18 protein-coding genes are annotated in these 24,253 nt (G+C 49.4%); 6 read left to right on the top strand and 12 right to left on the bottom strand.

The features are described 5' to 3' along the window. Window positions 1-103: 103 nt before the first annotated feature. Window positions 104-1,768: an energy-dependent translational throttle protein EttA gene (gene ettA, locus RS889_RS03060; RefSeq protein ID WP_315709243.1), complete on the top strand. Its 1,665-nt coding sequence runs from the start codon at window positions 104-106 to the stop codon at window positions 1,766-1,768. Between the two features lie 60 nt (window positions 1,769-1,828). Here the strand turns inward: ettA and RS889_RS03055 are convergent, their stop codons facing one another. The 3 genes from RS889_RS03055 to rpiA form a co-directional block, all read right to left on the bottom strand. Beyond that, entirely contained in the window at window positions 1,829-3,535 is a 1,707-nt protein-coding gene (locus tag RS889_RS03055) for a methyl-accepting chemotaxis protein (RefSeq protein WP_315709242.1), read from the bottom strand. A gap of 393 nt (window positions 3,536-3,928) precedes the next feature. Next, on the bottom strand, window positions 3,929-5,161 hold the full coding sequence (gene serA, locus RS889_RS03050; RefSeq protein ID WP_021017214.1) for a phosphoglycerate dehydrogenase: 1,233 nt from the start codon (window positions 5,159-5,161) through the stop codon (window positions 3,929-3,931). 300 nt (window positions 5,162-5,461) lie between these two features. Next, complete coding sequence (gene rpiA, locus RS889_RS03045) at window positions 5,462-6,124, bottom strand: ribose-5-phosphate isomerase RpiA (RefSeq protein WP_021017215.1); 663 nt, start codon at window positions 6,122-6,124, stop codon at window positions 5,462-5,464. A gap of 248 nt (window positions 6,125-6,372) precedes the next feature. Between rpiA and RS889_RS03040 the strand changes: the two genes are divergently transcribed. After that, window positions 6,373-7,266 carry a LysR family transcriptional regulator ArgP gene (locus RS889_RS03040; protein ID WP_021017216.1) on the top strand — a complete coding sequence of 298 codons (894 nt, stop codon included), beginning with the start codon at window positions 6,373-6,375 and terminating at the stop codon, window positions 7,264-7,266. Between the two features lie 16 nt (window positions 7,267-7,282). On the opposite strand, the gene RS889_RS03035 is transcribed toward RS889_RS03040, so the two are convergent. The 3 genes from RS889_RS03035 to RS889_RS03025 all read right to left on the bottom strand — a co-directional run bounded on the left by RS889_RS03035 (window position 7,283) and on the right by RS889_RS03025 (window position 9,700). Beyond that, window positions 7,283-8,008, bottom strand: a complete 726-nt coding sequence (locus RS889_RS03035; protein ID WP_021017217.1) for an oxidative stress defense protein — start codon at window positions 8,006-8,008, stop codon at window positions 7,283-7,285. Between the two features lie 141 nt (window positions 8,009-8,149). Beyond that, entirely contained in the window at window positions 8,150-8,770 is a 621-nt protein-coding gene (gene argO, locus RS889_RS03030; protein ID WP_315709241.1) for an arginine exporter ArgO, read from the bottom strand. Between the two features lie 111 nt (window positions 8,771-8,881). Beyond that, the gene (locus RS889_RS03025) at window positions 8,882-9,700 is read right to left on the bottom strand and encodes an IclR family transcriptional regulator (RefSeq protein WP_315709240.1); all 819 of its coding nucleotides are present in this window, start codon (window positions 9,698-9,700) and stop codon (window positions 8,882-8,884) included. Between the two features lie 346 nt (window positions 9,701-10,046). Here RS889_RS03025 and RS889_RS03020 point away from each other — a divergent pair, with 346 nt between their 5' ends. From RS889_RS03020 to RS889_RS03005, 4 genes are all read left to right on the top strand, one after another. Then, window positions 10,047-11,603: a sugar ABC transporter ATP-binding protein gene (locus RS889_RS03020; RefSeq protein WP_315709239.1), complete on the top strand. Its 1,557-nt coding sequence runs from the start codon at window positions 10,047-10,049 to the stop codon at window positions 11,601-11,603. Window positions 11,604-11,668: 65 nt separating this feature from the next. Continuing rightward, window positions 11,669-12,745 (top strand): ABC transporter permease, encoded by a 1,077-nt coding sequence (locus tag RS889_RS03015; RefSeq protein WP_315709238.1) that lies wholly within the window; start codon window positions 11,669-11,671, stop codon window positions 12,743-12,745. 19 nt (window positions 12,746-12,764) lie between these two features. Then, window positions 12,765-13,871, top strand: a complete 1,107-nt coding sequence (locus RS889_RS03010; protein WP_315709237.1) for an ABC transporter substrate-binding protein — start codon at window positions 12,765-12,767, stop codon at window positions 13,869-13,871. A gap of 12 nt (window positions 13,872-13,883) precedes the next feature. Then, a complete protein-coding gene (locus tag RS889_RS03005) occupies window positions 13,884-14,774 on the top strand; it encodes an SMP-30/gluconolactonase/LRE family protein (RefSeq protein ID WP_315709236.1) in 891 nt (296 codons plus the stop codon). Window positions 14,775-14,814: 40 nt separating this feature from the next. Here RS889_RS03005 and mscS read toward each other — a convergent pair whose 3' ends face one another. The 6 genes from mscS to speA all read right to left on the bottom strand — a co-directional run bounded on the left by mscS (window position 14,815) and on the right by speA (window position 24,033). Further along, entirely contained in the window at window positions 14,815-15,699 is an 885-nt protein-coding gene (mscS, locus tag RS889_RS03000) for a small-conductance mechanosensitive channel MscS (protein ID WP_315709235.1), read from the bottom strand. A 135-nt stretch (window positions 15,700-15,834) separates the two neighbouring features. Next, complete coding sequence (gene fbaA, locus RS889_RS02995; protein WP_021017225.1) at window positions 15,835-16,911, bottom strand: class II fructose-bisphosphate aldolase; 1,077 nt, start codon at window positions 16,909-16,911, stop codon at window positions 15,835-15,837. A gap of 117 nt (window positions 16,912-17,028) precedes the next feature. After that, window positions 17,029-18,192, bottom strand: a complete 1,164-nt coding sequence (gene pgk, locus RS889_RS02990; RefSeq protein WP_021017226.1) for a phosphoglycerate kinase — start codon at window positions 18,190-18,192, stop codon at window positions 17,029-17,031. A gap of 68 nt (window positions 18,193-18,260) precedes the next feature. Then, complete coding sequence (gene epd, locus RS889_RS02985; protein ID WP_021017227.1) at window positions 18,261-19,277, bottom strand: erythrose-4-phosphate dehydrogenase; 1,017 nt, start codon at window positions 19,275-19,277, stop codon at window positions 18,261-18,263. A gap of 406 nt (window positions 19,278-19,683) precedes the next feature. Then, the gene (gene tkt / locus RS889_RS02980; protein WP_315709234.1) at window positions 19,684-21,678 is read right to left on the bottom strand and encodes a transketolase; all 1,995 of its coding nucleotides are present in this window, start codon (window positions 21,676-21,678) and stop codon (window positions 19,684-19,686) included. Between the two features lie 378 nt (window positions 21,679-22,056). Beyond that, the gene (gene speA, locus RS889_RS02975; RefSeq protein ID WP_315709233.1) at window positions 22,057-24,033 is read right to left on the bottom strand and encodes a biosynthetic arginine decarboxylase; all 1,977 of its coding nucleotides are present in this window, start codon (window positions 24,031-24,033) and stop codon (window positions 22,057-22,059) included. Between the last annotated feature and the right edge of the window lie 220 nt (window positions 24,034-24,253).

The raw sequence follows: 24,253 nt of genomic DNA, 5'->3' as shown, positions 1-24,253 counted from the left end.
TCATTTGCCGGATGTGATACATCCCATCCAGTGCTACCACCAAATATGTGCTCCGAATCCCGTAGCGCATCGCTAAAACTGACAGAGAGAGGCTCAGAGCAACGTGGCTCAATATGTTTACACCATGCACCGCGTCGGCAAAGTGGTTCCGCCGAAACGCCATATTCTGAAAAACATCTCCCTCAGCTTTTTCCCAGGTGCCAAGATTGGCGTTCTGGGTTTGAACGGAGCGGGTAAATCGACCCTGCTGCGTATCATGGCTGGAATAGACAAAGATATCGAAGGCGAAGCTCATCCACAGCAGGGAATTAAAATAGGCTACCTTCCCCAGGAACCGCAGCTCAATCCTGAACAAACCGTGCGTGAAGTTATAGAGGGGGCCGTCAGTGACGTAAAACATGCGCTGACCCGTCTGGATGAAGTGTATGCGGCTTATGCCGACCCGGATGCCGACTTTGACAAGCTGGCCAAAGAACAGGGTGAACTGGAGGCCATTATTCAGGCGCATGACGGGCACCATCTGGACAATCAACTAGAACGTGCGGCAGATGCGCTGCGCCTGCCACCATGGGATGCTCGAATCAAACAGCTCTCCGGGGGGGAACGCCGCCGGGTTGCCATCTGCCGTTTGTTGCTGGAAAAACCGGATATGCTGCTGTTGGATGAACCAACCAACCACCTGGATGCAGAATCAGTTGCCTGGTTGGAACGCTTCCTGCACGACTATGAAGGTACTGTTGTCGCCATCACTCACGACCGTTACTTCCTGGATAACGTCGCCGGCTGGATTTTAGAGCTGGACCGTGGCGAGGGAATTCCGTGGGAAGGTAATTATTCCTCCTGGCTGGAGCAGAAAGATCAACGGCTGGCACAGGAAGCCTCATCTGAAGCTGCCCGTCGTAAATCTATTGAGAAAGAACTAGAGTGGGTACGACAGAATCCGAAAGGCCGTCAGGCTAAAGGCAAGGCTCGTCTGGCCCGGTTTGAAGAACTCAATAATACGGAATATCAGAAACGTAACGAAACCAGCGAACTGTTTATTCCACCGGGTCCTCGTCTGGGCGATAAAGTACTGGAAGTACAGAACCTTACTAAATCCTATGGTGACCGCGTATTAATTGATAACCTTTCTTTTTCTCTGCCGAAAGGGGCGATTGTCGGGATCATTGGTCCTAATGGTGCAGGTAAATCCACGCTGTTCCGCATACTCTCCGGCAAGGAGCCTCAAGATTCCGGTACCGTTACACTGGGTGATACAGTGCAACTGGCTTCCGTGGATCAGTTCCGCGACAGTATGGATAATAGCAAAACCGTATGGGAAGAAGTCTCTGGCGGTCAGGACATCATGCGTATTGGCAACTTTGAAATTCCAAGCCGTGCCTATGTTGGTCGATTCAATTTCAAAGGCGTGGATCAAGGCAAACGTATCGGCGAACTCTCTGGAGGAGAACGCGGACGCGTGCATTTGGCGAAGTTATTACAGGTTGGCGGCAATATGCTGTTACTCGACGAACCGACCAATGACCTGGATATCGAAACTTTGCGGGCACTGGAGAACGCGCTGTTGGAGTTCCCCGGTTGTGCCATGGTGATCTCCCATGACCGGTGGTTTCTGGATCGTATTGCTACCCATATCATCGACTACCAGGATGAAGGCAAGGTGGATTTCTTTGAAGGTAACTTCACAGAATACGAAGAATACAAGAAGCGGACACTAGGCGCAGAAGCCCTGGAACCCCATCGCATCAAGTATAAAAAAATGGCGTAACGTTACGCCATTTCACCGAAGCCCGCTAAAAAGCGGGCTTTTATTTATATGGGAATGGAATTAAAAGGTTTCCCAATTCTGATCGCTGCTACTCTTTCTACTGTTACCAATAGCTATTGTGGCAGACGTCGATGGTGTCACGCGAGGTGGTAATGACCTCCGGGACTGAGTATTGTCTGTCAGATGATGGCTAAGCTTGAATACCGCTACTGCCTGCGTCAAATGCTCGGCCTGCGACTCCAGCGAGGAGGCTGCTGCTGAAGCCTCTTGTACCAATGAGGCGTTCTGTTGAGTGGTGCCTTCCATTTCAGATACTGCCTGATTTACTTGCCCGATACCGCGACTTTGCTCATCAGATGCTGAAGCAATTTCGCCCATGATATCTGTCACGCTGATCACAGCCTTCACGATTTCATCCATGGTATTACCTGCTTTAGCGACCAGTTCTGAACCAGTGCCGACCAATCGACCTGACTCTCCAATCAGCGATTCAATCTCTTTTGCCGCCTGCGCACTACGTTGTGCAAGATTGCGAACCTCACCAGCAACCACCGCGAAACCACGACCTTGTTCACCCGCTCTGGCCGCCTCCACTGCGGCATTCAACGCCAAAATATTAGTCTGAAAAGCAATACTGTTAATCACTGTGGTAATTTCAGAAATTTTCTTCGAACTGGAGGAAATCTCATTCATGGTATCAACCACATTCTGCACGATATGCCCCCCTTGTTCTGCCTTGGTGGAAGCGTTTCTTGCCAACTGACTGGCATGATTGGCATTTTCAGAGTTCTGTTTCACCGTAGCAGTCAACTGCTCCATACTGGAGGCCGTTTCTTCCAGCGCCGCAGCCTGCTGTTCAGTACGAGAAGAAAGATCAACGTTACCGGCACTGATTTCCGATGCACCCTGATAAATTGAATCTGCGCCTTCACGCACCACGGTGACAGTATTGGTCAAGGAGCTCTGCATATCTTGTAAGCTCACACCCAACGTACCAATCTCATTACGACCAAATGTGACTGGCGGTAGCGTCAGATCACCTTCTGCAATTTTCTGAATGCGAGTGACCAGCGTATTGATCGGTGCCAGAATAACCCGGCGGATAACAAAATAGATAAGTATTGCCAACAAGATCGCCGCCGCAAAAGCAGACGCCATAAAGATATAACCCAGTCGGGCGTTTCTAGAAGCAATATCATTAATTTGCGCGGCATAACTTGTCAGATAACTGATTTCCTTGCGCACAGGCACGGTATAATTATCATCCAGTTGGCGCACTGCGGTCGTTTCCAATTCAATCAAACCTTCGAATTCCCCATTACGTGCAGATTCCTGCATCGGTAATACGCCTCTATCCCGATACGCGGCGTAGGTTTCGTTAAGCGTTTTGTCCAGCGCTTTTTCCTGCTCGGACTTATCCGTGCGGGCCATATACTCATCAAACCGTTTCTGGGAACTCTTGACACTCGCACTACCTTCACTAAAGGTCTTATTATATGTGTCTTTATCACCAATTCGAGTCGCAGCTGCCGCCTGTATAAACAACTGACGAGCGACACGAAGCTGATCCATACTGCTACTGATACCTGCACGAATATCAGACATACGGTTAGCGGTAGCTAGCGAATCATTACTCTGTTTCAGAAAATAACTGGCAGTACCAATAGAAAGTGCAAACAGAATCAAAATAATAGTAAGCAACGTAATAAACAGAGTAACAAGGCGAATATTACTGATGGAGGAAGGTTTCCCTTTTTGTTCTGGCATTCCGAGCTCTCAATTTCACAACAGATCTGCTGACTACTTCACTTTGCGCGTAGCGCAGACAGGAAGCACGTATGGTACAACGACCATTAGAAGGTTTTATTACGAGAGTAATTACTACAAACCAAAATTACTTATCGGCAATCACAGTAAAGCATTTACTGTTTTCTTGTGACAGGAATCACATTTTAATTAATTCAATACCCCGTTTCTAAAAATAAGAAAAACTTATTATGCCAACATTACTCTCTAATGATAAGTGGTCGCGGGAAATAATTCGGTTCCCGATTTAACATTAAATAACATAATGCGCTTCGAGTAATCGCAACCAACCCCCCCCCCCCAAAAAAATAACACCAGCCTCGGGCAAGGCTGGTGATGTAAGGGTATGGGTAATTAGTACAGCAGTCTGGCGCGGATAGTACCGGGAATGGACTTCATCAGTTGCAATGCCGTATCAGCGCCGTCGGTTTCCACATCAATAACCACATAACCAATCTCAGCGGTAGTTTGCAGATACTGTGCAGCAATATTGATACCCTGTTCGGCGAAGATATGGTTGAGTTGAGTCAACACGCCCGGACGGTTTTCATGGATATGCAGTAGACGACTGGCACGCTCACCATGAACCGGCAGAGAGACTTCCGGAAAATTCACCGCTGACAACGTGGAACCGTTATCAGAGTATTTCGCCAATTTCCCGGCGACTTCATCGCCGATGTTTTCCTGTGCTTCCTGAGTAGATCCACCAATATGCGGTGTCAGCAATACGTTATCAAATTCACACAACGGTGACAGGAAAGGATCGCTGTTGGTTGCAGGTTCTTTCGGGAATACATCAATAGCGGCACCAGACAGGTGCTTGTTGCTCAAAGCATTACACAACGCAGGAATATCTACGACTGTACCACGTGAAGCATTGATCAGGATTGAACCGGGTTTCATCAACGCCAGCTCATTATCGCTGATCATATTTTGCGTACTATTGTTTTCCGGGACATGCAGGCTGACCACATCGCTCATATTCAGCAATTCAGAAAGATGACGTACCTGCTGCGCATTACCCAACGGCAGCTTGCTTTCGATATCATAGAAGTAGACATGCATCCCCAGGCTTTCCGCCAGGATGCCCAACTGCATACCGATATGACCGTAACCAATGATACCTATCTTCTTACCTCGGGCCTCATACGACCCTACGGCCTGTTTATGCCATATACCATGATGAGCCTTCGCATTGGCAAACGGAATATTACGCATTAACAGCAGCAATTCACCGATCACCATTTCGGCGACCGATCGCGTGTTGGAAAAAGGTGCATTGAATACCGGAATACCACGTTTGGTCGCTGACGATAACTCAACCTGGTTGGTACCGATGCAGAAACATCCCACAGCCACCAGCTTTTCAGCTGCGGCAAATATTTCTTCTGTCAGATGGGTGCGCGAACGAATACCCACAAAATGCGCATCGCGGATAGACGCCTTCAGTGCTTCAGGGTCAAGCGCCCCTTTGTGGTATTCAATATTGGTGTAGCCAGCCGCACGCAGGTTTTCCAGGGCACTCTGGTGTACGCCTTCCACTAACAGAAATTTAATCTTGTCTTTTTCCAGTGATACCTTTGCCATTTCCCGACCTTATTTTCAGACTTCAGATGTGACGTTTTGCAAACATAACAAAAATTACGCAGGCGGCAATACAAACGATTGCCCAATCACCTACCCGTCCAGCAGCTTGACAATGAATTTGTGGCAAAAAATGCTGCAAAATATAGAGCAAACCAGATTGACGTGATACAAAATAAGAAAAGATGATATTAAGTACCAAAAATGAGCCTTTAACGCGAAGCGATTTTTTTTGTATAAAAAAATCCGGGCATGGCGACGCATGTCCGGACTGCTTTACAAAATAACGCAGACTAACTGAGTCTATTTCAGTTTGACCGTTTTAACCCCTTCCGGTGAACCAACCAGCGCCACATCGGCACAACGGTTAGCAAACAGACCAACAGTCACTACGCCAGCGATACCATTAATGTGATTTTCTACCGCAATGGCGTTGGAAATATCCAGATTATGCACATCCAGAATGATATTGCCGTTATCGGTCAATACGCCCTGGCGATACTCAGGCTGCGCCCCCATCTTAGCCAACTCACGGGCCACATAAGCACGCGCCATCGGGATTACTTCTACCGGCAGAGGAAACTTCCCTAGAATGTCGACCTGTTTGGAGGCATCGACAATACACACAAACTGACGAGCAATAGCCGCAATGATTTTTTCGCGGGTTAACGCCGCTCCACCGCCTTTGATCATCTGCATGTACGGGTTGATTTCATCCGCGCCATCAACGTAAACATCCAGCAAATCGACATCATTACAGTCAAAAACCTGAATTCCCAAACTTTTTAACTTGGCGGTAGAAGCATCCGAACTGGATACCGCCCCTTCTATCTGATTTTTGATGGAGCCAAGCGCATCAATAAAGTGTGCGGCGGTCGAGCCCGTTCCAACACCAACGATGGTGCCGGGGCGGACATAATCAAGCGCGGCCCAGCCAACGGCCTTTTTCAGTTCATCCTGTGTCATGGTCTGCTTATGCCTGTTAGTTACTACGGAGACGTAATATACATTATAGAGCATGACATCAGGCGATGTCCCGCAATAGGCGCGGAGTCGTCGTCTCTCTGGACTCGAGTAATTCAACACGCTTTGCCATTTCACGCTGTGGCCGATTTAACCTCTGGTGTCAGAAAGTCGCAGATTTTGAGGGCGATAACGCGACAAAGTGTGGCATAGTGCCGAAATTGTTTCCATTCAGAGGAATTATCACTTTCATGAAACGCCCAGACTATCGCACCCTTCAGGCGCTGGACGCCGTGATCCGTGAACGTGGTTTTGAACGCGCCGCGCAAAAACTCTGCATCACGCAATCGGCCGTTTCGCAGCGCATCAAGCAATTGGAAAACCTGTTTGGCCAACCGTTGCTGGTCAGAACGATCCCTCCCCGTCCCACAGAACAAGGGCAGAAACTGCTGGCGTTACTGCATCAGGTAGAACTACTCGAAGAAGAGTGGCTGGGCAATGAAAATTCGAACGAAACACCACTATTACTATCGCTGGCGGTAAACGCCGATAGTCTGGCAACCTGGCTACTGCCGGCGCTGAAACCCGTACTGACGGACTCACCGATACGCCTCAATTTACAGGTCGAAGATGAAACACGCACCCAGGAGAGACTCCGGCGGGGAGAAGTTGTGGGGGCAGTCAGTATCCAGCCACAACCGTTGCCCAGTTGTCTGGTGGATCAACTCGGTGCGCTTGATTATCTGTTTGTCGCTTCTCCCGGTTTTGCCGAGCGCTATTTCCCAAACGGGGTTACTCGTTCAGCCCTGTTACGCGCTCCCGCTGTAGCATTCGATCATCTGGACGACATGCATCAGGCATTCCTGCAACAGAATTTTGATTTATCACCCGGCAGCGTTCCCTGCCATATTGTGAATTCCTCAGAAGCGTTTGTGCAGCTCGCCCGTCAGGGCACAACCTGCTGCATGATTCCACACTTGCAGATTGAAAGGGAACTGGCCAACGAAGAATTGCTTGACCTCACGCCTGGCCTGTTTCAACGCCGGATGCTTTACTGGCATCGGTTTGCGCCAGAAAGCCGGATGATGAGAAAAGTCACCGATGCGCTGTTAGAGCACGGACGGCAGGTACTGCGGCAATGCTGACGTCCGTGGTGACGTGTCAAGGATTACGTTGCAGTTCGAATACCACATCCACCTGATCATCAAAGTGGATGGTCTGCTGCTCATAAGTCTGAGAAGCTGTCGATTGCACCGCGACATCAGCGGTTTTAAACAAGCGGGTCATCGGTACTGGCTGATAATTCGCCACATGGTAGCGAATACTGTAAACTGGCCCCAATGTCGTATGGAAACCCGAGGCCAGCGATTGTGCCTGGCTGATGGCTTGTTCAATCGCTTTCTTGCGGGCCAATTTACGGTAGGTGTCTGGGTTAGATACGCCCAGTTCGACAGTTTGAATCTCGTTCAGCCCGGATTTCAATGCGCCTTCAAGCAACTCATTCAACTTATCCAGTTGGCGCAACGTCACGTCAACCTGCCGTACTGCACGATATCCCTTCAGTACTGAGCCACCTGTTTTTAGATAGTCATACTCAGGCTGAGTACGCAGATTGGCGGCGTTGATATCTTTCTTTTCAATGCCATTTTTAGCCAGAAAATCGAAATACTGCGCCACACGGCGATCAACCTGTTTTTTCGCACTGGCTGCTTCTTTCGATGAAACACTCACCTCAATCGATAACCGGGCAAGGTCCGGTGTTGCATCCACAGTTGCTCTGCCAGACGTTACAAGGTGAGGTCCACTCGGTAATTCAGCAGCGGGTACGCTAACGGCGACACTCCCCAAACCAAGCACAGCAGCAAGTAGCCATATAGTCTGTTTCACGACATCCCCTTCTCTTCTTCATCCATGCTATTTACGTACAGATTCGTTCATTGTAATGATGACCTGTACACCATAACGCGAAGTGACCTTAATCCAATATAAGGGAATCTCTGAATATTGCAGGCTGTCATGCCCGGTTTTTTACAGCAACTGCCAACCATGATTCGCCAGTTGCAGAGCAATCATCCACATGACACCACCGACTAACAGGTTAATGATGCGCTGACTCCGGGTGCTACTCAGCCATGGTGACAACCAGGCTGCCAGGAGTGCCAGTGAAAAGAACCACAAAAAAGAAGCCGTAATTGAGCCAAAGGCGAACCAGCCACGCTCATTAACCGCAAATTGTCCACCGAGACTCCCCAGAACCACGAAGGTGTCAAGATACACATGCGGGTTCAGCCAGGTTACTGCCAGCAAGGTTGCCATAATACGCCAGCGACTTTGTTTCATCGCATCCGCCTGCGTAATAACAATATCCTGGCTAAGTGCCGTTTTAAATGCGCCCCAACCATACCACAACAAGAATGCGACCCCGCCCCAGGTCACCAGCGCCATCAACCATGATGATTGGCTTAAGAAGGCACTGCCACCGAAAACACCAGCACAAATCAATACCATATCACTCAATGAACACAGCGACGCAATCATCAGGTGATATTGACGATGTACACCTTGATTCATGACAAATGCATTCTGGGGTCCTAGCGGCAAAATCATAGCGGCACCCAGCAAAAAGCCTTGAAAATAAATAGCCAGCATAACGTCCTCAGTATTTGGTCTATCGCTATGCCTGGCAGTGTAAGAACTCACCATCATTAATTGAAATGGAAAATTCTAATCCATCATTAATATAACTAATGACATAAAGCATTAGGCGTCTGGTGACAAATAACCCAACTCCTGTGAAATGCACTGGGCGGTACACAGTATCGGTTTGGCCAGCGCGGCAATGCTCATTTGTTGTAACCTGGCCGTTGATAATGAAATAGACACGGCATAGGGTACCCGGCGATGAATATCAAAAACCGGTGCGGAAATACAGGAAACGCCCAGCTCATTCTCTTCCCGATCCATAGCCAACCCTTGCTGACGAATATCTGTCAGTTCTTTTCGCATCTGCGTCAGACTAGTGATGGTATTCGGCGTCAACTGCCGTATCTCATTCTTATGGCTGCGCCAATATTCCACCGGATAGTCCGTCCGACCATAGGCCATAAAAACCTTTCCCATGGCCGAACAATACAACGGCATGTGCTGACCAATATAGGCCCGGGTACGCATCATTCCGGTGGTAGGTTCCAGTTTATAAATCAGGATGACATGATCATCTTCGCGGCTGGAAAAGTTGATGGTTTCTCCCACATCCAGATTCAGTTTCTCCAGATGCGGAGCCGCGATGTGCAGAACATTCAATGATGACAATGCTTTCTGCCCGATAGAAATAAACTTGGTCGTTAAACGATAGCAGCCTGGCAACCGTGCCGGCACCACATAACCACAGCCAGCCAAACCCTGTAACAAACGATGCACGGTGCTTTTATTCATGCCCGATTGCGCCGCAATCTGCGCCAGCGGACAGCCATTCGGGTAGTCGCTTAAGATTTCAATCAACTGCAATCCTCTGAATAAACTCTGGCTACCCAACGGTTTTTCTGTTTTATCATCTTCATCAATGGCTTTTTCGCGCATAAACCCCATTCTCCCTATTGCTACATCCAGATGGTACTGCAAGCACAACCCAGGCGTGAAGTCATGGAACGATGTTTCACTCTATCCACTGTATTAACACACCACGCTGTGACGTCCTACCAGAAGTGCGTGGCGAGTCACAATTTCAGCAAATCATTATTAATTAGTTGATTAATATATAAATTTAAAAGCACACTTTCTTTGCTTTACCATTGGGTTCAGCTTATTATTTTTGAAATTCAATTTCGCATTACGGAATACATGGATTAATTAATAAACAGATAATAGCAAGAAAGACGTCACGAGTTGCGTCTCTCCCAGACCTCCACTGAAAAGGCAAACAGTGATGGACAGAAATCAACATAGTCAGCCACTCTTATCCATGCAACATATCGTCAAAAAATTTGGCGGTAATATTGCGGTAAATAAGGTCAGTCTTGATGTTATGCCGGGAGAGATTCTGGCTTTGCTGGGAGAAAACGGCGCTGGAAAATCGACTCTGATAAAAATCCTGGCTGGCGTGTATGACCGTGATGGCGGTGACATCCTTTTTCACGGTAACAGTATTCGATCAGCATCTGAGCTACGTAGCGACATCCGCCAACCCATCGCTTTTATCCATCAGGATCTGGGGTTGATCGAATGGATGACCGTTGCGGAAAATATGGCGTTGGTTATGGGATTCCCTCGGCGGTGGGGCATGATCAACTGGACGGCTATGTATACCCGCGCCCGCCAGGCATTGCAGGATGTGGGTATCGATCTCGATCCGCAAACCCGCGTATTTGATTTGTCCCGCACCGAAAAATCCCTGCTGGCGATAGCCAGAGCTGTCGCTGTTAATGCGGAAGTGTTGGTGCTGGATGAACCGACAGCGTCGCTACCTGCCAGCGATGTCCGCCATTTGTTCACGGTATTGAATCATCTGCGTAGCAAAAAAGTCGGCATGATTTACGTCACCCACCGGTTGGATGAAGTGATAGAAATCGCCGACCGCATCTGTGTCATGCGCGATGGCCGCTATGTCGCTGGCGGCGCTACCGAAGGCTATTCGGTACGAGATCTGGTACAGATGATTGTTGGTGAAGCGATAAAAGAGCATCAGCGTATGCCATTACCCCAAGACCAGCCTCCCGTACTGACACTCGACAACGTCGTGGTCGGCGATACCGGACCGGTTTCTTTCACACTACAACCGGGAGAAATGATGGCACTGGCTGGCCTGCGTGGTGCGGGTCAGGAAGAAATCAGTCGTCTGCTGTTCGGTCTGCGTCAATGTAATAAGGGCACCATCACGCTTTGCAATCAACGCTGGCACGCAACCACCCCGCAACAGGCTATGCAGGCTGGTGTATCGCTGGTCACCGGTGACCGTACCGGGGAAAGCCTGGTGATGTCGATGTCGGTGCGTGAAAACCTGTTCATCAATCCTTGCGCCAGTGGTCACAAATTGTTTTCCCGGTACTCCACACGCGAAGAAATCGGCAACAGTTGGTGGAAAGTACAACTATTCGATATCCGTCCGAAAGACGTCAACATCGACATCAGCGCCTTGTCCGGCGGCAATCAGCAAAAAGTAGTGATGGCGCGCTGGATGCATTTGAATACACCGTTGCTGATTCTGGAAGATCCCACGGCTGGCGTGGATGTGGGAGCCAGGGCCGAAATTTATCATTTATTAAATAAATCACTAAGTGAAGGCGCGGCAATCTTGGTGATCTCCGCCGATTTCGAGGAGATCGCGCATATCTGCAACCGAGCATTGGTCTTTAATCGCGGACAGGTGGTGGGAGAGCTTCGTGACCGGCAGGTGACATTTGCCAATCTGTTGGCATTGGCATCAGGTAGTGAAAATCAAAGTATCGATCATGAAAAACCCCGGCACACACCTTTACGTGCCTGATAACAATTACGCGGTTTAACGCCAACAGCGGACAATTTTTGTCTTTCTCGTATTCGGAGAATGCTATGTCTAAAACATCGGTCAAATCGACAGCTCTAGAACAACGTATTAGCCTGAAACAGCACGGTATGGGAGCCTGGTCGATGCAGGTTTTTACCCGCTATGGTTTGCTACTGCTCTGTATCGCGCTGGTATTGATATTTTCTGCCATCACCCCTTCTTTTGCTTCATTGCTGACACTACAGGCAATTCTTTCCAGTAAATCCAAAATTGCTCTACTGGCCCTGGCTGCAACCATTCCAATGATTGTCGGGAAAATCGACCTGAATGTTGGTTTTGGTATCGTGCTATGGCATATCCTGGCCATTACGCTACAGGTGCGATACGGCTTTTCGTGGCAGGCTGCTGTGTTCATCGTACTGATTATCTCAGCAATATACGGATTACTGAATGGCATTCTGGTCGCGCTAGCCGATATTGACAGCTTCGTTGCTACGCTCGGATCAGGGACGGTGCTGTATGCCATCGCACTCTGGCATTCTGGTGGTCGACAGATCGTTGGCGATCTACCAGATAGCTTTATCGCGCTGTACCACACAGAGATCATGGGCATTCCGATCGCGGCTTTCTACGTATTGATCATCGCCGTGATTTTATGGCTCATTACCGAACATACTCCATTGGGCCGTTGCATGTACGCTGTCGGCGGCAACCCTGCCGCTGCCAAACTGAACGGTATCTCAGTAACCCGATTTACCATCGGCGCTTTCATCACGTCCAGTGTGCTGACCGGATTTACTGGGATACTAATTGCCGCTGATCAAGGTGTAGGTCAAGCCAGCGTCGGCATGGATTACCTGCTGCCGGCACTGGTGGGCGCTTTTCTTGGCAGTACCACCATTCGCCCTGGACGAGTCAACGTATGGGGAACCGTGGTCGGTATCTCTATCCTGGCAATCGGTATCGCCGGGATCCAGCAATTTGGTGGCGCATTCTGGGTAGAACCCCTGTTTAACGGTGCCACCTTATTACTATCCATTACGCTGGCGGGCTACGCACAGCGCCGCCGGCTATTGAATCAAAAAGCGGTTCAACGCCATCAATCCACCCCGGACAAAGAAAAAAAGGCTGTTAACCCTTAATCACACCAAGGAGAACACGATGAAAAAGTATTCATTGTTACCGAGCCTGATGCTAAGCAGTACCCTACTCTTTACCTTATCTGCACAGGCTGACAGCTATCTGGACCAGGCCAAGGCGGTCATTGCCAAGGCCACGGCACCAGTCACCAAATGGGACGGCCCTACCAGCGGACCCAAACTACAGACTAACAAGCACATCATTTTTATCGCTTCTGACATGAAGAACGGTGGCGTTCAAGGGGTACAGCAAGGCATGGTTGAAGCGACCAAAACCGTAGGCTGGAAGCTGGAAACACTGGACGGCGCGGGCTCGGTAAAAGATCAGTTATCCGCACTAAACCAGGCTATCGCCCAGAAACCGGATGGGATTGTGATTGGTGGCTGGAATCCAAATGTGGCTCGTATCCCGCTGAAAAAAGCCGTTAAGCAAGGCATTGTACTGCTGGGCTGGCATGCTGTGCCAGAACCGGGTCCAGTTCCAAAATACAACATCTACGACAATATCACCTCAGATTCCAATGAAGTGGCACGCGTAGCCGCGCTGTATGCGGTGGCAAAATCAGAAGGTACGGCGAAGGTAGTGATTTTTACCGATTCGCTGTATCAGATCGCGCTGGATAAAGCCAATGTGATCAAAAAAACCATAGAAAAATGCAGCGGTTGCCAGGTACTGGAGATGATTGATACCCCATTGTCGGATACATCCAGTCGCATGCCGCCAATGACTTTCAGTCTGCTACAAAAATATGGTGACAAATTCCAGTATGCGTTGGCAATTAACGATCTCTATTTCGACTTTATGGCCCCAGCACTGAAAACTGCCGGTAAAGGTGGCAGCAACCCACCCCATAACATCTCCGCTGGCGATGGATCTATTTCCGCCTATCAACGTATCCGCACCGGTAACAGTCAGGACGCGACGGTACCTGAGCCTTTGAAACTGCATGGTTGGCAACTGGTGGATGAATTTAACCGCGCCTTCGCCAAGCAGCCACCATCAGGCTACGTCACACCGGTACATCTGGTGACCAAAGACAACATCGATCATGATGGCGGGCCAGAAAACCAGTTCGATCCACAAAATGGTTATCAGCAACATTATAAGACTCTGTGGGGCGTGAAATAAGAGGGGCCTATCATGATGAGTTCTATATTCTCCGTTAATAACACATCCGTTCTAGATTCATCACTATGGAACGGCACGCTGGAGCGGTTATGCTCACCAGCGGTCTGGGCCGAAGGACCAGTCTGGCTACCAGAACAGAATGCAGTGGTATTCAGCGATGTGAAAGGAAATCGCCTGTTCCGCTGGTCGGAACAGGATGGCGTGAGTCTGTTTCGCCACAGTTCACACTATGCCAACGGTAACGCGCTGGATAAACAAGGACGCATCGTCAGCTGTGAGCATGGCAGACGTGGTATCAGTCGTACTGAACACAATGGTGAAGTTACACTGCTGGTAGATAAGTTTGAGGGGAAACGGTTTAACTCTCCCAATGATCTGGCTATCCGTTCAGACGGTACTATCTGGTTTACCGATCCGCCATACGGCATCATCAACGATAACGAAGGCTATAAGTCAGAAAGTCAGATTGTTGGCTGCTATGTCTACTGTTTTGACCCTGAAGATGATTCTGTGACACTTGCCAGCAGTGACTTACAACGGCCAAATGGGCTGGCGTTTTCCCCAGATGAAAGCCTGATGTATGTAGCCGATATGTCCATCGTCGATTTTCCAGTACAGGGGCGGCATCAATTGCGTGTTTACCAAGTTTCAGGCAAGGAGCTACTAGGTGGACAGCGATTAACGGACGTTACTCCCGGCTTCCCGGATGGCTTCTGTGTCAACGCCGAAGGGGCTATTTTCTGTAGTTGTAAAGATGGTGTGCTGGTGTTTTCACCACAAGGCGAAACCGTGGGAAAAATTCCGGTCCCGGAGTTGGTTTCAAATTGTATGATAGGTGGGGTGGACGGCAACGAATTGTACATTACCGCCACCACGTCTCTCTACCGTTACCGTCTATCGTAGTGCGTCAGACTTATCCCCCTGAATAACGGGGGGTAAGCCATCAAATGGTCGGAATACCCTTTGAAACAGGCGACGACGCAGGCGTTTGCTGATACAGATGAACATCCATTTGTGGATACGGTATGCCAATCTGGTGTTTATCCAGTGCGCGCTTAAAGTTTTCCAGTAAATCCCAGTAAACCTCGAAAGCATCGCCGTTACTGGTCCATACCCGAACCACAAAATTCAGTGATGATGCACCCATTTCATTCAGGCGGATAGTAACACCGCTGCCATGCTGAATACGGTCATCTGCACTGACAATCTCCCCCAGTAAATTCTTGACCACATCAATATCGGCGTCATACGCCACACCCACAATAATCTCGGTGCGACGGTTGGGTTCACGGGTACTATTGATAATGTTTCCCGAAATGATTTTACCGTTAGGTATGACGATGATCTTGCCATCCGCAGTACGCAGTGTCGTGGAGAATATCTGTACCTGTACCACCGTCCCAGCGACTCCCCCCAGGTCAACCCACTCGCCACTACGAAAGGGACGAAACATCACCAGCAGAACACCGGCGGCAAGGTTTGATAGCGAACCCTGTAATGCCAAACCGACTGCCAAACCAGCAGCACCCATCACAGCGATAATGGAGGCGGTTTGTACGCCAATCCGACTCAGTGCCGCAGTCAACGTAAACGCAATAATACCATAGCGCACTAATGCCGATAGGAAGTCAGCAACTGTAGTGTCAACCATGCGGATGATCATCAGTCGGTTTAAGGCTTTTGATACCAAACGGGCGATGAGCAGTCCGACAAATAATATGACCAACGCTGCCGCAATATTTACCGCATATTCCAGTAAAATATGCTGATTATTCACCAACCAGGACTCCAAGTGACCCATAGTGTCAGAAACATCAAGATTTTCCATCGCTCACTCCCATTTCACTTATTCCGAACACTGCCGTTGACTGATACCGCAACCCACTTCGGCAAATGATCAACATAATTAAGGCTCCCGCAGGAGCCTTGATATTAATAGTAACGTGAATAAACGAAAACCAAATTACAATACGTCGATTGCATTCAGCTCTTTAAACGCTTTTTCCAGACGAGTTACCATTGTGACCTGAGCCGCACGTAGCCAGGCACGCGGATCATAGTGTTTCTTGTTTGGCTTGTCAGCCCCTTCCGGGTTACCCAACTGACTTTGCAGATAGCCTTCATTCTTCTTGTAATAGCCCAGAATACCTTCCCAGGTTGCCCATTGGGTATCTGTATCGATGTTCATTTTAATCACACCGTAGCTAACCGCTTCTTTGATCTCTTCGGCAGAAGAACCAGAACCACCGTGGAATACAAAGTCCAGGCTGTTGTGTGGCAAATTGAATTTCTTGGACACATAATCCTGAGAATTGCGCAGGATTTTCGGCGTCAACTGTACATTACCCGGTTTGTAAACACCGTGTACGTTACCAAAAGAAGCCGCGATGGTAATCCGTGGGCTAATTGCATTTAGTTTTTCATACGCATATGCCACGTCTTCCGGCTGGGTGTACAGCGCAGAATTATCCAGATGGCTGTTATCTACACCATCTTCTTCACCGCCAGTGCAACCCAGTTCGATCTCCAGCGTCATGTCCATCTTCGCCATACGAGTCAGGTATTTGCTGCAAATCTCGATATTTTCTTCCAGGGACTCTTCAGACAAGTCGATCATATGGGAAGAGAACAGCGGCTTACCAGTAGCAGCGAAGTATTTCTCGCCTGCATCCAGCAGTCCGTCCAGCCACGGTAGCAATTTCTTGGCACAGTGGTCAGTGTGCAGGATAACCGGAACACCGTAGTGCTCAGCCATCTGATGAACATGATGCGCACCAGAAATCGCGCCCAAAATCGCCGCTTGTTGACCTTCAGCTTTCAGGCCTTTGCCAGCAATAAATGCCGCACCGCCATTAGAAAACTGAACGATTACTGGAGAGCGCACTTTAGCGGCGGCTTCCAGCACAGCATTAACCGAGTCAGTACCAACACAGTTAACCGCTGGTAGAGCAAATTTGTTTTCTTTTGCTACTGCGAAAACTTTCTGAACGTCATCACCCGTGATGACACCCGGTTTTACGAAGTCAAAAATTTTAGACATATTACGTGTCCTGTTTCGTTGGCCGTGGAGGGTTAGAGATATCGACTGTTACATCGATAGTCACCCCGGCATCACACCGGGGCAACCGCAGACAGGAGAGTTTCTCCTGTTCAAAAATTACTGTTTGCCGCGTTCTTCCAGCATCACTACTGCTGGCAGTTTTTTACCTTCAACGAACTCCAGGAAGGCGCCACCACCAGTAGAAATATAGGAAATTTTGTCCGCAATGCCGAACAGATCAATGGCAGCCAGCGTATCGCCGCCGCCAGCGATGGAAAATGCATCACTGTCAGCGATAGCACGGGCGACCACTTCAGTTCCTTTACGGAAGTTAGGGAATTCAAAAACACCAACCGGACCATTCCACAGAATAGTTTTGGCATTTTTCAGAATTTCAGCCAGGCGCTCAGCCGAAACGTCACCCAGATCCAGAATCTGCTCATCGTCTTTAATGGCCGCGACTGACTTCAAGGTAGCGGTGGCAGTTTCAGAAAACTCAGTGGCTACGCGTACATCACTCGGTACCGGAATATCGCAGGTTTCCAGCAATTTCTTCGCTTCAGGAATCAGATCCGCTTCGTACAGGGATTTACCTACGTTATGACCCTGAGCAGCAATGAAGGTGTTGGCAATACCGCCACCAACAATCAGCTGATCAGCGATTTTTGACAAGGCCCCCAGTACAGTCAGTTTGGTAGATACCTTGGAGCCGCCAACGATAGCCACCATCGGGCGAGCCGGGTTACCTAATGCTTTACCCAGTGCTTCCAGTTCGTTGGACAGTAACGGGCCAGCACAAGCGATTGGCGCAAACCTGCCAACACCGTGAGTAGATGCCTGAGCACGATGTGCAGTGCCGAATGCGTCCATAACAAATACGTCGCACAGTGCGGCATATTTTTTGGACAACACTTCATCGTCTTTCTTTTCACCTTTGTTAAAACGGACGTTTTCCAGCACAACCAACTCGCCTTCAGCTACATCGACGCCGTCCAGGTACTCTTTTGCCAGACGTACCGGGAAGGACAGATTATCCTTCAGGTAGTTAACTACGGGCAGCAGGGAAAACTCTTCGGTGTATTCGCCTTCAGTGGGACGTCCCAGGTGAGAGGTTACCATTACGCGCGCACCCTGTTTCAGGGCAATTTCTATGGTCGGCAGAGAAGCGCGGATACGCGCATCAGACGTCACTTTGCCATCTTTTACCGGCACATTCAGATCCGAACGGATAAATACACGCTTACCGGCCAGATCCAGATCGGTCATCTTAATTACAGCCATGGTGAATCCTCTTGTTGATTCTCTTTAAAGTTGCTTGAGCGAGATACCAGATTTCCCGATATCACGTACTAGAAACCGCAGGTTGCCATCGCCCGTGTTGTATCCAACATTCGGTTGGCAAAACCCCATTCGTTATCGCACCAGACCAGTGTTTTAATCAGATGCTGCCCACTAACCCGGGTCTGTGTACCGTCAACAATTGCGCTGTGCGGATCGTGGTTAAAATCAGCAGAAACCAGCGGCAATTCTGTATAGTCAACTATACCACGAAATGTACTACGCGCTGATTTTTGCAAAATAGCATTGATTTCATTAACTTTTACTACACGTTTCACGCTAACACTTAAATCGATCGCGGTAACGTTGATCGTCGGCACTCGCACTGAAATCGCTTCAAAGCGATCCATAAATTTCGGAAAAAAACGCGTAATGCCTATCGCCAGTTTAGTATCCACTGGGATGATTGACTGACTGGCAGCCCGTGTACGACGCAAATCACGATGATAAGCATCAATCACTGGCTGGTCATTCATCGAAGAGTGGATCGTTGTCACAGTGCCGCTTTCAATGCCAAAAGCATCATCCAGCAGTTTAATTATGGGGATGATGCAGTTAGTGGTACAGGACGCATTGGAAACCAGACGGTGTTCTGTCTTTAGTTCCCGATGATTGACGCCAAACACAATCGTCGCATCCAAATCCGCAGCGCCCGGATGTGAAAACAGGACTTTCCTGGCACCGGCGGCCAGATGGGCTTCGCCATCCGCCCGACTACCATACACACCGCTGCAATCCAAAACGATGTCTACTCCTAATTCTTTCCAGGGCAAGTCTTGAATATCGGGCTGATGCAGTAATCGGATAGTATCGTCCCCGACATACAACTGGTCACACTCCTGACGGACATCCCACGCAAAACGACCATGACTGGTATCATATTTGAGTAAATGGGCAATCCCCGCCGCATCCGCCAGTTCATTTATCGCCACTACGGTGATTTCGGCCCGGCGTCCTGATTCATACAACGCCCGTAATACACTGCGGCCAATCCGGCCAAAACCGTTTATCGCAATACGGATTGTCATGGAATTTCCTGAATAATGATAAACCTGCCATTCTTATAGAATAATCAGTACGCCATCAGGAATAAACCGTTGATTACGTTATGCGTTGATCTCCACTGACCGTCATTTGATCCTAGGGATCAATCTTACTGTGATGGCCGTAAAATCGATAACTGAAACGCTTCAGCTAGCATAAACGAATTAATAGGCAAAGGGAATATTCCCAACCTAACTGTTCCAGAAGAGTGACACATGTCAAAAAATAATCGCACACTTTGCCACAGAGCGCTGCAAACTGAAAAATAATGCGATCAGACAGAATGAAAAAAGACCGGAGCACTCCGGTCTCAGATAACAGATAAACATACTGCAAACACTCACCTGTCATGCCCGCATAAGCAAGCATGGCAGGAACAACACATCGGAATTACTTCAACAGCGCCTTCGCTTTGGCAACCACGTTCTCAGTGGTGAAACCAAACTCTTCAAACAGCAGTTCGGCCGGGGCTGATTCACCGAAGCTCGTCATTCCCACTATCGCGCCGTTCAGACCCACATACTTGTACCAGTAATCCGCAATCCCCGCTTCAATCGCCACTCGCGCCGGCACCCCTTTCGGCAGCACCGCTTCACGGTAGGCCGCATCCTGCTTGTCAAACGCATCTGTCGAGGGCATCGATACCACGCGGGCCTTGATGCCCTCTTCCGTCAGTTTCCTATACGCGCTGACCGCCAGGTCGACTTCTGAACCGGTGGCTATCAGGATGACGTCCGGCTGACCATTACTGTCTTTCAGCACGTAAGCCCCTTTCGCCACATCGGCCAACTGCTGTGCCGAGCGTTCCTGCTGTGCAAGATTCTGACGTGACAGAATCAAGGCTGTAGGGCCATCTTTACGTTCAATCGCGTATTTCCAGGCTACCGCAGTTTCTACCTGGTCTGCCGGCCGCCAGGTACTCATGTTCGGCGTCACCCGCAAGCTGGCCAGTTGCTCTACCGGCTGATGCGTCGGTCCGTCTTCACCCAGACCAATCGAATCATGGGTATACACATAGATGCTGCGTATTTTCATCAGCGCCGCCATACGCACCGCATTACGGGCGTATTCCACAAACATCAGGAACGTCGCGGTATACGGCACAAAACCACCGTGCAATGAGATACCGTTAGCAATCGCGGTCATACCAAATTCGCGCACGCCATAGTGGATGTAGTTACCGGCCGCATCTTCATTCAACGCTTTCGAACCAGACCAGATGGTCAGGTTGCTCGGGGCCAGATCGGCAGAGCCGCCCAGGAATTCCGGCAACAGTTTTCCATACGCTTCCAGTGCATTCTGTGAGGCTTTACGGCTGGCAATCTTGGCAGGATTCGCCTGCCACTGTTCAACCACTTTCGCTGATTCTTCCTGCCAGTTTGCCGGCAGTTCACCGTTCATTCGGCGGGTAAATTCGACTGCCAGATCAGGATAAGCACGGGCATAAGCGTCAAACGCCTTATTCCAGGCAGACTCTTTACGCTGACCCGCTTCACGCGCATCCCACTCGGCATACATTTCTGCCGGAATTTCAAACGGCCCGTATTTCCAGCCCAGTTGTTCGCGGGTCGCGGCCACTTCAGCATCACCCAGCGGCGCACCGTGTGAATCATGCGTACCGGCCTTGTTTGGCGAACCGAAACCAATCACGGTTTTACACATCAGCAGCGACGGTTTATCAGAAACCTGTTGTGCTTCAACGATAGCGCGCTTGATGGCATCGGCATCGTGACCATCAATACCACGGATCACGTGCCAGTCGTAGGCTTCAAAACGGGCTGCCGTATCGTCGGTGAACCAGCCATCAACGTGGCCGTCAATAGAAATGCCATTGTCATCATAGAATGCCACCAGCTTACCCAGCTTCAGCGTACCCGCCAGCGAACAGACTTCGTGGGAGATCCCTTCCATCATGCAGCCATCACCCATGAACACATAGGTGTGGTGGTCGACAATCTCATGACCAGGGCGGTTGAACTGCGCCGCCATGGTGCGCTCGGCGATCGCCATCCCTACCGCGTTGGCAATCCCCTGCCCCAACGGGCCGGTAGTGGTTTCCACGCCTACGGTGTGGCCCACTTCCGGGTGACCCGGTGTTTTGGAGTGCAGCTGACGGAAATTTTTCAACTCTTCAATTGGCAGGTCATAGCCAGTGAGGTGCAACAGGCTGTAAATCAGCATGGAAGCATGACCGTTAGACAGCACAAAGCGGTCGCGGTTAGCCCAATGCGGATTGGAAGGGTTGTGGCTCAGGTAATCACGCCACAGGACTTCGGCGATATCCGCCATGCCCATTGGGGCGCCAGGATGACCGGATTTGGCCTTTTGCACGCCATCCATGCTCAGTGCACGGATAGCATTGGCAAGTTCTTTACGAGAGGACATGCTTTACTCCAGATCGGATTGAACGAATGTCTTGCCAGACATACGATAGATTAATCAACGTGTTAGCCAGGAAAGACAAAGAAAAGATAGCTACAAATGTACATGAAAACATAATTGATTGCACATGGAACAGTGAGCAGAAAAGAAGGATTCGCCTGCTGACATTTCAGTTTTGTGGCAAGTGGCATCTTTCAACGCCGGGCAGGCACTACTTATCCTTAGTCCCTTACGCATTAATAACTGAAATATGATCAAGATGGATACTGTACCTGGACTCTTTCGACACAAAACATCGGGAATAAATAGTCGTGAACCAATAACCCTTTGGAGAACAAAAAAAAGGATGCAAATAGCATCCTTTTTTATCTGCCCGAAAATTTACTCATCTTCCAGATACGTATAGCCGTACAATCCGGATTCAAACTCGGCAAGGAACTGCGCCTGAAGATCCGGGTCCAGATCGGTTTCCTTCACCTGATCACGGAAGCGAGACATCAGCACTTTCGGGTCGAGCTGCACATACTCCAGCATATCCGCCACGGTATTGCCTTCATCAGACTCTTCCACTTCAACCGAACCATCCGGGAATACATACACGTCAACGGTTGAAGTATCACCGAACAAGTTGTGCATATTGCCCAAAATTTCCTGATAAGCACCGACCATAAAAAAGCCCAGAAGCGGTGGGTTTTCCGGATCATAAGGTGGCATCGGCATGGTGGTTGCGATCCCATCACCGTCCACATAATGATCAATGGTACCGTCAGAATCACAGGTGATATCCAACAGGACCGCACGACGCTGTGGCGGCTTGTCCAACCCCTCCAATGGCATGACAGGGAACAACTGGTCGATCCCCCAGGCATCAGGCATAGACTGGAACAGCGAAAAGTTCACATACAACTTATCGGCCATGCGTTCTTGCAGTTCATCGATTACCGGACGGTGTGCGCGGTTACTTGGATCCAACCGTTGCTGGATCTGTTGGCAGATACCGAGATAAAGCTGTTCTGCCTTGGCACGCTGCGTCAGATCCAACATGCCATGCGTGTATTGTGTGTGCACGTCATGCAAATCCATCTGGCTGTCGTGCAGCCATTCACGCAGGGAGCGCCGATTACCTGGCTGGGTAATTTCTTTCCAGGTTGACCACAGACTTTCCAGCGCACGTGGTGCATCTTCATCTGGCGCTTCCGGCTCACTGAATTCGTTGCGTTCAACCCCAATGATGTTGGAAACCAAGACGGTATGGTGTGCAGTTACCGCTCGTCCGGATTCGGTAATCACCATCGGGTGTGGCAAACCATATTCGTTACAGGCATCGCCGATACCCCAGATGACATTGTTGGCATACTCATTCAAGCCATAATTCACCGAACAATCAGACTGGGAACGGGTACCTTCATAGTCCACCCCCAGACCACCACCAACATCAAAACACTGGATATTCACACCCAGTTTATGCAATTCAACATAAAAACGCGCTGACTCACGGACACCAGTGGCAATATCACGAATGTTGGACAACTGAGAACCAAGATGGAAATGCAACAGTTGTAGGCTATCCAGGCGGTTCGCTTCCCGGAGCATTTCAACCAGTTGCAATACCTGCATCGCCGCCAGGCCGAACTTGGATTTCTCGCCACCACTGGACTGCCATTTGCCAGAGCCCTGGGAAGCCAGACGGGCACGCACACCAAGACGTGGCACGACATTCAGACGCTCGGCTTCTTCCAGCACCAGCTTGATTTCCGACATCTTTTCGATAACCAGGTAGATCTTATGACCCAGTTTTTCACCGATCAGCGCCAAACGAATATATTCGCGATCTTTGTAACCATTACAGACGATAACGGTGCGGGTCATACCGGCATGGCCCAATACAGCCATTAATTCCGCTTTGGAACCCGCCTCCAGTCCCAGTGGCTCGCCAGAATTCACCAGTGACTCGATCACTCGGCGATGCTGATTAACCTTGATGGGATACACCAGAAAATAGCCACCTTCGTAACCAAAAGATTCACGAGCGCGTTTAAACGCTGCGTTAATCGAACGCAGCCGGTGCTGTAAAATCTGTGGAAAACAGAACAAGGCTGGCAGACGCTGGTTATCTTTTTGTCGTTCCTTGACCAATTCGGCCAAATCAACGCGAGCTTCAGGAACATCAGGATCCGGGCAAACACTGATATGCCCCAGCTCATTAACGTCGTAGTAATTATTACCCCACCAGGCAATATTATAGGTACGGAGCATTTCGCTGGCATCGCGATCGTTCATGGCCACCTCCTGCATAGAGCGTAAAGTTTCATGTTTAGCCGTCGTCGATAAGTGCGGATGAATCATATCGTCAGACATGGCACCCACCTTCGTTTACTTTTTTATCAACCATCGCCTCTGTGCCCGCAAAAATAAGTGGCAATACATCCACTGCATACTGCGTTAACAGTGGGAAACCTGACAGGCTGTAGTATGCCGTCGTTTTATGACCTTTATGAGTGTAAAACACGATGTCGAACTCCGAGATACGGATCGGTGAAAACCAAAGGGAAACTATCACCAGAAGAACGTTTATCGT

Origin of the sequence: Brenneria uluponensis (genome assembly GCF_032395385.1) — a bacterium.
GTDB lineage: Bacteria > Pseudomonadota > Gammaproteobacteria > Enterobacterales > Enterobacteriaceae > Prodigiosinella > Prodigiosinella aquatilis.
Note: the sequence above shows the minus strand (reverse complement) of the source record. Positions and strands in the feature narration are given on the sequence as shown.